We start from the raw sequence: 12,294 nt of genomic DNA, 5'->3' as shown, positions 1-12,294 counted from the left end.
CTCCTAACTTAGTTTAGGTCGATCCGTTTGTTCAGGAACCTGTAGGAAATATCGACTGCCAGATTTACAAGAACGAATGTGACGGCAATGACCAGGATGGCGCCTTGTACAACCGGGAAGTCACGCTGCAGAATGGAGTCGATGATCAGGCGGCCAAGGCCGTTGATCGCGAATACACTCTCGGTGAGCACCGAACCGGCAAGGAAGTAGCCGAACTGGAGACCGATTACAGTCACGACGGGGATCATAGCATTTTTGAGCGCATGTCTGAATATGACTACACGTTCCTTGACCCCTTTTGCCCTGGCAGTACGGATGTAGTCCTGTGAAATGACATCGAGCATACTGCTCCGTGTCATCCTGGCAATGATTGCGGCACCGGCTGTACCGAGTGCGATGACCGGCAGAACAATCTGGTCGGCATCCCCCCAGCCTGTCGGCGCAAACCATCCCAAGTTAATGGCGAACCACTGGATGAGCATGAGGCCGAGCCAGAAGTTCGGCATGGACAGTCCGAACAGGGCAACAATCATGATGGCAACATCAGAGAATGTGTACTGGCGCACTGCTGAGATGATGCCTGCCAGAAGTCCAAGCACTATCGCAAAAATCATTGAGTATACTGAAAGTTCCAATGTGATCAGGAATCTTGACTGGACATGGTCGAATACCGGGATGTTGTCCCGGATGGACGTACCAAGATCCAGTTGCAGGGCATTGCCCAGGAAGTTGAAATATTGTATGTGAAGCGGATCGTTCAGACCCAAACGTTCTTCAATTGCCTGTACTGTCGCCTGAGGCGCACTTTCTCCTGCCATAATAACCGCTGGGTTACCCGGAGTAAGGTGCATCAGACTGAACACGAGAATTGTGACCCCGATGAGAACGGGGATGGCCTGCAACAGCCTACGAATAATGAATGTAGTCATATGATGCCTCCTATTTCTTGAATTTCGGATCGAGTGCATCTCTCAATCCGTCTCCGAATAAGTTGAATGCAAGTACAACGATGACGATCATCATGCCAGGGAAGAATGTGATGTGTCCTGCCTGGTACATATAGTTTCTTCCGTCATTGAGCATGGCACCCCATTCAGGTGTCGGCGGCTGTACGCCAAGGCCGAGGAATGAAAGGCCTGCTGCTGAAAGGATTGCTGTAGCGATGAAGAGAGTAGTATTTACGATGATCGGCGACATGATGTTCGGCAGTATGTGCTGGAAGATGATCTTGCCGTCACGTGCACCGAGGGCACGTATCGCATCCACATATTCCAGTTTCTTTGTCGTCAATGTGGATCCTCTTACAATCCGTGCAAACTGTGGAACGGCGCCGATGGCGATGGCGATGGTCACGTTGATTGTGCTGCCACCAAGTACGCTGACGATAGCAAGCGCAAGCAGGATACCCGGGAAAGCGAGCAGGACATCCATGAGTCTCATGATGATGGTATCAAGCCAGCCGCCATAGTAGCCGGCGAGAATCCCAAGTGGCACACCCACAAGGCCGGCAAGGAAAGTTGCTGCAAACCCTACCCCTAATGTTATGTACATACCGTGTATTATTCTGATGAAAATATCCCTGCCGAGGTGATCTGTACCGAACCAATGCGCGGCTGAAGGACCTTCCAACTTTTCTGTCAGACTGGTTGCATTTGAACTGATTCCTGTAAGACCATAGTTTGCATCGATTGCACCAAAAATCGATACAAGGAAGAAGAACAATAGTATATAGAAGCCTGTAAGGGCCGATTTATTCTTCTTCAGGCGCTTATAGAAATCCTTCATGCTTTTAACCCGTGGATTGACCGGTTTGGTGTCCCGGATTCTTTCTTTGGATGCAACTGCCATGAATTGACCTCCTAATAATTCTGATTGAATTTTATGACAAATCCTTGAATTGCTTCTTATAATGATACAGTCATAAGGTGGATTTTTCAATATTTTCTCTAAAATAATGAAAGGGCTTTCACATATTTCTTAAGAAATTTTCTTAAAATTGTGTAATAAAACAATTTAAATTATGTAATAAGTATTTAAGTTTATGGAAGAAATATGTATATTTAGTGTAACTGTCAAAAATTCAGTATATTCAATCAATTATAAAATTCCAGTAACTTCGAGTTCAAACATTTTTTGGGCTGGATTCTATATTTGAGAGAGCATATGACTACTAAAGTTCAGAATATTCGTTATTGAAAGAAATCTTATGGTGATATAAAATAGGTTTACCCCAAAAAAAGTCTTACATATTTGGATGGGAGAGATTTTTCAGAGGAGGAGTAGGATGAAGAATTTTTGGCGATTGATGCTGCTCAGTGTGTTTGTACTCGTACTGGCAGCCTGTACGGATGACAGCGAGGTGGAGCCGGAAGGTAGCGCTGAAGGGGAGTCGTCCTCAAATGGGGGCGGCGACATGGTGCTGGCCTTCCCGAGTGATGCTGTGTCCATGGATCCGCATGGCAGCAACGATGTACCATCTGAGCAGGTCCGGGATACAATATATGAAGGACTTGTGACACAGGATGAAAACTTTGAAATAGAACCGGTACTGGCTTCCGAATGGGAACAGATCGATGATACTACATGGCAGTTCACCCTGCAGGAGGGTGTCACTTTCCATGATGGCAGTGAATTCAACGCTGAAGTTGTGAAGGCGAACATCGAGCGGCTGTTGGATCCGGCAATGGCTTCCCCGAGGTCCTTCCTGCTTGAAATGGTGACTGAAGTGAATGTAGTGGATGACTATACGGTCGAACTCGTCACAGAATTCCCTTTCTCTCCACTGCTCAACAACTTGACGCATGGCGCCGGCAAGATGATCAGTAAAGACCTCATCGATGAAGACTATCAGAATGCGCTGGACGAAGCAGGACTCGATATGACTCTGGAAGAGTACTATGAACTCCGGGGAGCAGGCGGAGAAGAGCATGAGGAAGCTGCGAATGAAATCGGGGGTGCCATGGGTACCATGGTCGAGCAGAATCCTGTCGGCTCCAACTACCTCCAGTTTGAAAGCAGGAACCCGGGTGAGAAAACCGAACTGACTGCCTATGAAGATTACTGGAATGGCGCGCCGACAATCGATTCGGCCACCTTCAAGGTTGTTTCCGAAACGGGATCCAGGCTCGCAGAACTGGAAACAGGTGACTCGGACTTCATTGCACAGGTCGAGTCCAGCAACATCGACCGTGTAGAAGGCAATGAAGAAGTGACGCTTGAGCGCACGGATTCGGTTTCCATCGACTACATCGGTTTCAATACCCAAAAGGAACCGTTCGATGATCCGCAGGTAAGGCGTGCAATCACTCATGCCTTCGATAAAGAGGCTGTCCTTTCTGGTGTCTATAATGACTCCGGTACACCGGCAGTCGGTCCACTTGCGCCTGGCGTAATGGGTCACAGTGAGGATATCGAAGGTCTGGGCTACGATATGGATGAGGCAAGGGAACTGCTTGCAGAGGCAGGATATGAGGATGGATTCGATGTCAATCTGATGGTCAACGATGATAACCCAGAACGTGTGGACATGGCTGTATGGCTCCAGGAATCACTGGGCGAGCTCAACATCAACGTAAATATTGAACAAGTGGAGTGGGGAGCGTACCTCGAGATGACGGGCAACGGCGAACATGACATGTTCATCCTCGGCTGGTCCAACTCAACAGGGGACCCGGATAACGGCATCTCTCCATTATTCCATTCTGACATGGTCGGGGATCCAGGAAATCGGTCCTTCTTCGAGAACGATGAGCTCGATGCATTGCTGGATGAAGGAAAGCGTGAATCCGACCAGGATGCCCGTGAGCAGCTATATGTAGAAGCGCAGCAGCTGCTTGTAGACGAAGCGCCGGCAATCTTCGTACGTCACTCTGAGAACCTGAATGCCTACAATAACAACGTGGAGGGAATTGATATCGACAGCTATAATATCTTTGACCTTCGTGAAACCACCCTCAATGAATAATTACTTTCATTGAGGGAGAAACAAATAAAACGGAAAATACATAATGTGTTTTCCGTTTTTTATTCTTTCCATTATTTGAAAATGTGGGAAAATTCATCTTGAAGGCGCTTACTTATTCCTGTATCATGAAGTTGATTAAATCTCGCATTTAATTAAAAATTATTAGGAGGTCCAAAATGAAAAATTTAAAACTGCTTCTAATGTTGAGCCTGGTTTTAATTTTATCATTTGCGCTGGCTGCGTGTACGGACGATAGTAATGTCGATCCGGAGAGCGATTCTGCAGACGGCGGAGAAGAATCTTCAGGTGATACTGAAGGCGGAGAAGGTGGAGAAGGCGGAGATCTTGTCATTTCCGAAATGAGCGACATCGTCAGTCTGGATCCGCACGGCAATAATGACGTACCGTCAAGTAACGTACGTTCAAACATCTACGACACACTGACTGTCCTTGATGAGAACATGGAAGTTCAGCCTGGTCTGGCGACTGAATGGGAACAGCTGGATGACAATACATGGGAATTCACTCTCAAGGAAGGTGTCATGTTCCATGATGGAACTGAGTTCAATGCAGAAGCTGTCGAAGCGAACCTGAAACGCATTACAGACCCTGCAATGGCGTCCCCGCGTATGTTCCTGTATGAGATGATTACAGACGTGGAACCTGTTGATGACTATACTGTCGAAATCACGACAGAATATCCATTCGCGCCGCTCCTTGCACACCTGGCGCATGATGCAGGCGGCATGCTGAGCAATGATGTCATCGAAGCTGACTATGAGCAGGCGCTGTCCGACTCTGGTGAAGAGATGACGCTTGAAGAGTACTATGAACTTCGCGACAGCGGCGGCGAAGAGCATGAGGAAGTTGCGAATGCAATCTCCGAAAACATGGGGCAGCATGCTGCTGACAATGCGATCGGTACAGGTCCATTCAAGGTACAGTCCCGTGCAGCCGGTGAAGAAGTCGTACTCGAAAGAAACGATGACTATCACGAAGAACCTGTAGCATTGGACACGGTGACATTTAAGGTGGTACCGGAAACTGCAGCCCGCATTGCCGAACTCGAAACTGGGGACAGCCATGTTGCAGGTGCAGTGGAGTCCAACAATATGGATCGTGTTGACTCCCACGAAGAAACATATCTCGACAACACAGAATCACTTTCTCTTTCATACATCGGTTTCAACATGGAGAAGGAACCACTCGATGATCCACTCGTACGTCAGGCGATTTCCCATGCCATCGACAGGGAAGCAATCATCGATGGTGTATATGATGGTGTAGGCATCCCGGCACAAGGTCCACTTGCTCCGGATGTATTCGGCTATGATGAAAACGTTGAAGGCCTCTCCTACGATATGGATCGTGCGAAGGAACTCATGGCAGAAGCTGGATATGAAGATGGCTTCTCACTTGAAATCTGGACAAATGACAGCCCACAGCGTATCGATACGGCAGTCTATCTGCAGGAATCCCTGCAGGAGCTCAACATCGAGTTGAATGTAGAACAGCTCGAGTGGGGTGCGTATCTTGAGAGGACTGCACAGGGCGAGCATGACATGTTCGTTCTTGGATGGTCGACAGTTACTGGGGACGCAGACTACGGCATGTACCCGCTGTTCCACTCTGAAATGCATGGTGACCCGGGTAACCGTTCATTCATGAGCAACGAGGAAGTGGATGCCCTGCTTGAAGAAGGCCGTCAGGAAACTGACCCTGAAGCACGTCAGGAAATTTACTCGGAAGCTCAGGAAATGCTCGTGGACATCGCTCCTATGGCATATATCCACCACCAGAATTATCTGACTGGCGTCCGTACAGAGGTACAGAATTTCGAAGTGGATGCCCTTGGCATCTATCAATTGGATGAAGTGACTCTCGGCGAATAGTATATTATGGCACTCCGGAATCTTCCGGGGTGCCATTTTAAATTTTCATGGATTCCAGAAAGTGATATAATCTGTATCAGGATAAAAAAAGGGTGAGGCCATGAAACGTCTATTCGCAGTGGCACTGCTGGTCCTTCTCGCTGGATGCGGTGAAGATGAAAGTCAGGCTGCAAAGGATCTGGAGAAGGTGAACCAGGAGAATAAGGCACTGGAAAATAAAATACAGAACGTCAAAACTGAGAACAGCCAGCTGGAAGATAATATCGAAACGAAGGAACAGGAGCTTGAAGAGCTGCAGCAGAACGAGTCTGGTGATGTAGGGCCTGACGAAGAAGAGACGAGCGAAGAAAGCGAAGAAGAACCTTCGGAAGAATAGCAGCTAAGATTAAATGCCTCTCAAAAGGGAATATGTGATGTAAACAATTGAGAGAGAGAGAGGGATAGTTATGCACGAAGAGAAGTTCAATATCATCGAAGGCAAAGAAATGACACTTGAGGCATTGCGCTATGAAATAGAGGAGATTACCGGGATGGGCGTCCAGAGCTTTGAGGGGGAAGTTTCCCGGTTCGTCTCCAAAAAACCAAATGTGGATCAGGAATTCGAAACGTTCAATGTGAGATACGATTTCAAGGATTCAGATGACTTTGTAGATGTAGTGTTCACTACCGATCAGAAAGAAAATCTTGAAGATTATGATTTTGATGATGAAGAAGTGAAGGTTCAGCTCATTACTTACAAACGTATGGATGCCCCGCTCGGGAATGAGGGTGATAAAGTGGAGGAGTAGAGGGATGCTTGCTCTCTTTCTCTTTCATTTTTAATGGATGGAGCTATCGAATACAGTCATTATACAAATGAAAGAATGGTTGAGGATAAGCATGAAATACATCAAAACAAAGCGCTTGATATTACGTGATTGGCAGCAGAGTGATACTGTCCCTTTCATCGCGATGAATCAGGATCCGGATGTACGCAGGTATTTTCCGGAGAAGCTTTCGACAGAGGCATCGAAACAGTTCATAGTGGATGCACAGAAGGATATCGAAGACAGGGGATTTGGCCTGTTCGCGGTTGAAAGGCGGGACACCGGTGAATTCATCGGTTTTACAGGCATGCAGGTATTGGAAGAGGACGGACCCTTCAGGCTTGAGTTCCTTCCTTGCGTAGAAATCGGATGGCGTCTGATGAAGAAGCATTGGAACCAGGGGTTTGCGACCGAGGCCGCGGTGGGGGTGCTCAAGTTTGCCGAACGCCATACGGATATCAAGGAGATATATGGTCTCGCAGCGAAGCGGAACTGGCCGTCGATCCATGTGATGGAGAAGATAGGCATGGCCAGGGTGGAGGAGTTTGACCATCCGCTGATAATTGAAGGCCATTCCTTGAGGAAACACGTTGTATATAAGTTGGAAATGTAAAAAACGACGTCCTAGCGACGTCGTTTTTCAGTTTCATATGTTCTTGTCTCAATGGGTTTGTATATTTCAAAACTTTTCAATATTTCATTGGCGTCATCGCCGATGAAAAGCTGTCCCATATATTTCTCGTCGAGGAACCCTTCTTCAATGAGTTTTTCGAAAAGGCCGGTAAGGGCATAGAAGAAATTATTCACATCCAACAGGCCAATCGGCTTCTTCTGCAAACCAATCTGTCCCCAAGTGAACATTTCAAAGAACTCTTCCATCGTTCCTGCGCCACCCGGCAGCGTGATGATCGCATCGCCGAGTGTTTCCATCCGTGCCTTCCTCTCATGCATGCTCTCGACGACTTCCATATGCTGAACTTCTGGGTGTGCCATCTCGCGGTCCACCAGAAACTGTGGTATGACCCCTGTTACAGTGCCGCCTTTTGAAAGGGCACCGTCAGCTACAGCACCCATCAGTCCTACAGCGCCTCCACCGAATATGATACCTATCTCTTTTTCTGCCAACAGCTGTCCAAGTGCATAGGCACTCTCTTCGTATATAGGGTCAGTTCCAGTATTGGCACCACAGAATATGGTGATGTTGTTGATCTTCATCGTCTGCCGCCCCTCTCTGCATTTCAGTTCATAATGTCAGACTATTATTTGTACTGCTTCTTTCTATGCTTGTTGATTTTCTTTTCAAGCTTTTTCTGCTTTCTGGACTTTTTGACTGCACCCGTTTCCCCTGTTCTTCTGCCTATGGAAGAGACTTGGGATTCGTGGAGTGCCCGGTGCTGGTTGAAAAGTGAATTGTCCTGTTCAGTATTTTCATTCCTGGTTTCTGCATTTCTCGGGTCCAGGACGTTCTTGTGCTCTGTAAAAAGTTCCCCGTTTTCATAAGTGTCCTCATCATGACCTTTTACTTTCTTGTCGATCCAATGGTTGATATTCTGATTCATGTTGTCCAGCCTTTCATGTTCATCGTTGTTTTGGGCGCCTGTTTCTTCACTGGTATCCATAGCCAATCTCTCTTCATCGTCTTCCGAAAGGCTGGCGCGGTTGCGGGACTGGTCCGTGTCATATTCGACAGCGATTCCATAGTTGTCCGGATTGGACTTTTTCTCCGCCTGTGCTTCAGGTGAGACGGCATCGGGCTCCCTATGATCATCGGACACTGTCATTGACTGTGACTTATCCCCGTTCTTCTCCTCAGGGCCTGATTGGAGCATCTTTGGAACGGAAATCCTGCTTTCCGTCTGCTCTTTCAGACGGTCTTTCCTATGCTTCTCCTTTTCCTTCTCAAATTGCTTGAGGAGGGACTCCTCCTGCTTCAGGCTCTGCTCATACTGTTTCTGGTCTTTTTTGTAGGTGTGCTTCATACGCTTGTCGGTGACGGCGCCGCCTACTTTGGAAACGGCTGATTTGCCCGTCTGATATGTGGATGTACCTGCATTCTTTACAGATTCGACAGCACTGCTGCCCTTATCTTTAGCTGCATGATAGACGGTGGTCGATGCTTCTCCGATCTTTTGCACATCAGGATGCTTTTTGATCCGTTTTCTTTCATTAAAAAGAGGAACGAGTATAACAGGAAGCAGCGTAGCTGCCATTTTCACTTTATCATTCATTCATCTAACCTCCAGAAACTTCGTATATGATGATTATAATATACCCTTCGGGATGTTTCATTAAACTGTAAACAAATTCGTTTAATTAAAGCATTATAAAGGTATGGTTACAGTAAATGAGGAGGAATGCATGGTGAAAACAATTACTGAAAAGATGACGCTTGGTGACATAGTAACAGAAATCCCGAAATCAGGGGACATTCTAAGGAAGCAGAGAATCGATTTCGCCAATGATGGAAACAAGACATTGAAGGAAGCGGCGTTGAACCACCAGCTTCCATTGGAAAACCTGTTGTATGAGATTAATGCAGAGGAATCAGCAAATCAGGATGGCATTGATATAAAATATATGGATGAAGCGGGCATCATCAAATATATACAGATGAAATATCATGAAGATCTGAAGGATGAGCTTCCTGTCCTTGAATCCTATGTAGAGAAGATGGTGAAGGAGGATGGAAGCCTGGAAGCTGTCGAGGACATCTTCCTGAACTTGAAGGAAGCACTCCTTGACCATACGAGGGATGAAGATGACAATGTCTTTCCGATGCTGGAGTCATTCATCGACACCCCTTCCAAAGATAAGCGGGAGGCCCTGAAACCTCATATGACAGAGCTTGAGGATGAACACCGCAACGCCGCGGAAGCATTCTGGCGCCTCAGGGATCTGACGAATGACTATACGCCGAAAGAAGGGGATTCTGGAATCATCCGATTCGTCTACCAGAGGCTGGAAAATCTTGAGAAAGCCACTCTCGACCATGTGCACCTTGAGAATAATATTCTCTTCAAAAGGGTGAGGGAGACCCATGACCAATAGAAGTGCAGACCGAAAGGCCCCCTGCTTCCTTAGGAAGCAGGGGGCCTTTCCATTTAATATGGCCGGATGTTGATGGACACAACCGTTTCTATTTTTCTTCCTGCTTTTTCGGCAGTATGGCGGTGAATGTTGTGCCTTCACCTTCGCGGCTCTCCACTTCTATTTCCCCATGGTGGGACTCTATCAGATGCTTGACTATGGCAAGGCCGAGTCCTGTACCACCGGAGTGGCGGGAACGGGCCCGGTCCACACGGTAGAAGCGTTCGAATATGCGGGGGAGGCTCTCTTCGGGGATACCGATGCCATCATCCTTGATGATGAGTCGGACCTTTTCGACATTCTCCTTCAATGAGACTGTGACAGTACCGCCTTCGGCAGTATAGTTGATGCCATTACCCACCAGATTGAGTATGATCTGCCTGAGACGGTCTTCATCCCCTTGGAGATATACATCCTTTGATGGGTCGGGGAGCACCAGCCTCGTCCGCTTCTCTTCGACGGCCCCCTGCAGTGTAACGGACACTTCGTGGACAAGTGCTGTCATGTTGAGTGTTTCAAGGTTCAGCGGCATCTTCTGCCTTTCAATCTTGGAGAGGTTCAGAAGATCCCTTATGAGTCGGTCGAGCCGCTGGCTTTCATCGTGTATGATCTTGAGGAACTGCTTAGTTGTTTCCTCATCGGTCACTTCCCCGCTCATCAGAGTCTCCGAGAACCCCCTGACGGAAGTGACGGGGGTCTTCAGTTCATGGGATACATTCGCAACAAAGTCGCTGCGCATCTTTTCGAGCCTTCTTATCTCTGTAATGTCGTGGAGGACGACGATCACACCCCGCTGCTGCCACCCTTGGCCATAGTAGGGGGCGAGATGGGCATCCATGATGCGTTCCTGAGGGTAATAGGAGTGGACTTCTTCATGCACCTTTTCATTGGTCTCAAAGACGGCATGTATGTGCGGACTGAGGGCGAAGCGCTCACCCACCTTTTCATAGGGCTGGCCGATGAGATTGCCTTTGTGCTGGGATAGGAACCGCTCCATCGCCGAGTTCAGCAGCACAACCTTCCCATCCTGGTTGACGAGCATGACACCGCTTACCATGTTGGAAATGATGCTCGTAAGCTGCTGTTCGTTCTCCTCGATTTCCTTCATCTGCCTCTGCAGGCTTGCAGCAAGTGCATTGATGGACTGGGAGAGGTCGCCGATTTCCCCTTTCGCCTCCGTGTTCACCCGGCTGCTGTAGTCATTCTTCCTCAGGCGGGAAGTGACGTTCATGATGCTGTCGATCGGGCGTGTAATGCTCCTTGCGAGCATGGTGCTTGCGATGGCGGCGATGAGGAACATCAGGCCGAGGGCAATCGACAGGCTGAACCACAGCCGATTCATGGCATCATCGATGACGCCGAGGGACAGGGAGGTCCTGACTGCTCCTACAGTCTCGCCCTCGGAAACAAGCGGCAGGGCGACATACATCATATTGAAGTCCTGTGTTGTACTATAGCGGATTGATTCTCCGAATGCCTCATCCTGCTCCAGCACATCCTGTATTTCAGGACGGTTGAAATGATTATTCATCTCTGCAGGGTCGTTTTCGGAATCGGCAATGACCACACCTTCCGTATCAACAACCGTAAAGCGCATCTGTATGGGCTGTTCAAAGTTCTGGATGAGTTCCTGCAGCTGTTCGCGTTCACCGTAGCTTTCCGAGGCGACGATGAGCTGGGTGACCATCTCTGCATTTTCGACGAGATGGTTGCGTGTCATATCGGTATAGGCATTCTTCAGCAGAGCTGCCAGGAAGAAACCGAGGATGAAAATCAGGACGAGGATCAGGATGAAGAAGGCGGAAGCAATCCTGAACCATAGCCGCTTCATTCTGCCGGAACCTCAAGCTTGTATCCGAATCCCCGGATGGTCCGGATGTAGGCCGGGCGTTTCGGATCGGCTTCGATCTTCTCGCGCAGATGACTGATATGGACATCGACGATCCGTGTATCCCCGTCATAATGGAAATCCCACACACCGTTCAGCAGCTGGTCGCGGCTGAGCACTTTATTCTTATGGTTTGAAAGGTAGAGCAGCAGTTCGTACTCCTTTGGGGTGAGTACGAGCTGTTCACCGCGGGCGTACACATCATAGGTGTCGGTATGGATTTCGAGTGCCCCGAGCTTGATGACTGAAGATGCATCGTCGGGTGCCTGCTGCACCTGTGTCCTGCGGAGGATCGCCTTGACGCGGGCGACGACTTCCCTTGGGCTGAAGGGTTTTGTCATGTAGTCGTCGGCTCCGAGCTCCAGCCCCAGAATCTTATCGAATTCCTCATCTTTTGCCGTCAGCATGAGGATCGGGGTACCGACCTTCTCCTGTCTGAGTGTCTTGCACACATCCATCCCATCCATGCCGGGCAGCATCAGATCCAGTACGATCAGATCAGGTTTCTCGGTCAGGGAAAGGTCAAGGCCCTGACGCCCGTCCTCCGCCGTAATCACTTCATATCCGGCCTTTTCCAGGTTGAATTTCATCAATGTAACAATGGAGGGTTCATCATCCACTACGAGGATCTTATGCACAGTAATAGCTCCTTCCATA

At 48.4% G+C, this 12,294-nt stretch carries 12 protein-coding genes; 6 read left to right on the top strand and 6 right to left on the bottom strand.

Translation table 11 applies throughout. The annotated features are described in order from the left end of the window. Nucleotides 1–8 precede the first annotated feature (8 nt). Entirely contained in the window at nucleotides 9–929 is a 921-nt protein-coding gene (locus LLU09_RS06580; protein WP_094906750.1) for an ABC transporter permease, read from the bottom strand. A gap of 10 nt (nucleotides 930–939) precedes the next feature. Then, complete coding sequence (locus tag LLU09_RS06575; protein ID WP_040105168.1) at nucleotides 940–1,848, bottom strand: ABC transporter permease; 909 nt, start codon at nucleotides 1,846–1,848, stop codon at nucleotides 940–942. Nucleotides 1,849–2,284: 436 nt separating this feature from the next. On the opposite strand from LLU09_RS06575, the gene LLU09_RS06570 reads away from it, so the two are divergent. The 5 genes from LLU09_RS06570 (at nucleotide 2,285) to LLU09_RS06550 (ending at nucleotide 7,275) form a co-directional block, all read left to right on the top strand. Then, complete coding sequence (locus LLU09_RS06570) at nucleotides 2,285–3,964, top strand: glutathione ABC transporter substrate-binding protein (protein ID WP_228311038.1); 1,680 nt, start codon at nucleotides 2,285–2,287, stop codon at nucleotides 3,962–3,964. A 176-nt stretch (nucleotides 3,965–4,140) separates the two neighbouring features. After that, complete coding sequence (locus LLU09_RS06565) at nucleotides 4,141–5,856, top strand: glutathione ABC transporter substrate-binding protein (protein ID WP_228311037.1); 1,716 nt, start codon at nucleotides 4,141–4,143, stop codon at nucleotides 5,854–5,856. Between the two features lie 100 nt (nucleotides 5,857–5,956). Next, entirely contained in the window at nucleotides 5,957–6,232 is a 276-nt protein-coding gene (locus LLU09_RS06560; RefSeq protein WP_228311036.1) for a hypothetical protein, read from the top strand. Nucleotides 6,233–6,302: 70 nt separating this feature from the next. Continuing rightward, nucleotides 6,303–6,644, top strand: coding sequence for a hypothetical protein (locus tag LLU09_RS06555; RefSeq protein WP_228311035.1), 342 nt, complete (start codon nucleotides 6,303–6,305; stop codon nucleotides 6,642–6,644). Nucleotides 6,645–6,759: 115 nt separating this feature from the next. Next, on the top strand, nucleotides 6,760–7,275 hold the full coding sequence (locus tag LLU09_RS06550) for a GNAT family N-acetyltransferase (protein WP_255620688.1): 516 nt from the start codon (nucleotides 6,760–6,762) through the stop codon (nucleotides 7,273–7,275). 11 nt (nucleotides 7,276–7,286) lie between these two features. Here LLU09_RS06550 and LLU09_RS06545 read toward each other — a convergent pair whose 3' ends face one another. Then, complete coding sequence (locus tag LLU09_RS06545; RefSeq protein ID WP_228311033.1) at nucleotides 7,287–7,877, bottom strand: LOG family protein; 591 nt, start codon at nucleotides 7,875–7,877, stop codon at nucleotides 7,287–7,289. Nucleotides 7,878–7,921: 44 nt separating this feature from the next. Beyond that, nucleotides 7,922–8,890 (bottom strand): hypothetical protein, encoded by a 969-nt coding sequence (locus LLU09_RS06540; protein ID WP_228311032.1) that lies wholly within the window; start codon nucleotides 8,888–8,890, stop codon nucleotides 7,922–7,924. A 130-nt stretch (nucleotides 8,891–9,020) separates the two neighbouring features. On the opposite strand from LLU09_RS06540, the gene LLU09_RS06535 reads away from it, so the two are divergent. Continuing rightward, nucleotides 9,021–9,710: a DUF542 domain-containing protein gene (locus tag LLU09_RS06535; protein WP_228311031.1), complete on the top strand. Its 690-nt coding sequence runs from the start codon at nucleotides 9,021–9,023 to the stop codon at nucleotides 9,708–9,710. 88 nt (nucleotides 9,711–9,798) lie between these two features. Here LLU09_RS06535 and pnpS read toward each other — a convergent pair whose 3' ends face one another. Together pnpS and LLU09_RS06525 are read right to left on the bottom strand one after the other, a co-directional pair. After that, the gene (gene pnpS, locus LLU09_RS06530; RefSeq protein WP_228311030.1) at nucleotides 9,799–11,580 is read right to left on the bottom strand and encodes a two-component system histidine kinase PnpS; all 1,782 of its coding nucleotides are present in this window, start codon (nucleotides 11,578–11,580) and stop codon (nucleotides 9,799–9,801) included. Next, complete coding sequence (locus tag LLU09_RS06525) at nucleotides 11,577–12,293, bottom strand: response regulator transcription factor (RefSeq protein WP_228311029.1); 717 nt, start codon at nucleotides 12,291–12,293, stop codon at nucleotides 11,577–11,579. The genes pnpS and LLU09_RS06525 overlap by 4 nt, the downstream gene beginning before the upstream one ends. Nucleotide 12,294: the final 1 nt, after the last annotated feature.

The sequence above is a fragment of the Salinicoccus sp. RF5 genome (assembly GCF_020786625.1).
GTDB lineage: Bacteria > Bacillota > Bacilli > Staphylococcales > Salinicoccaceae > Salinicoccus.
Note: the sequence above shows the minus strand (reverse complement) of the source record. Positions and strands in the feature narration are given on the sequence as shown.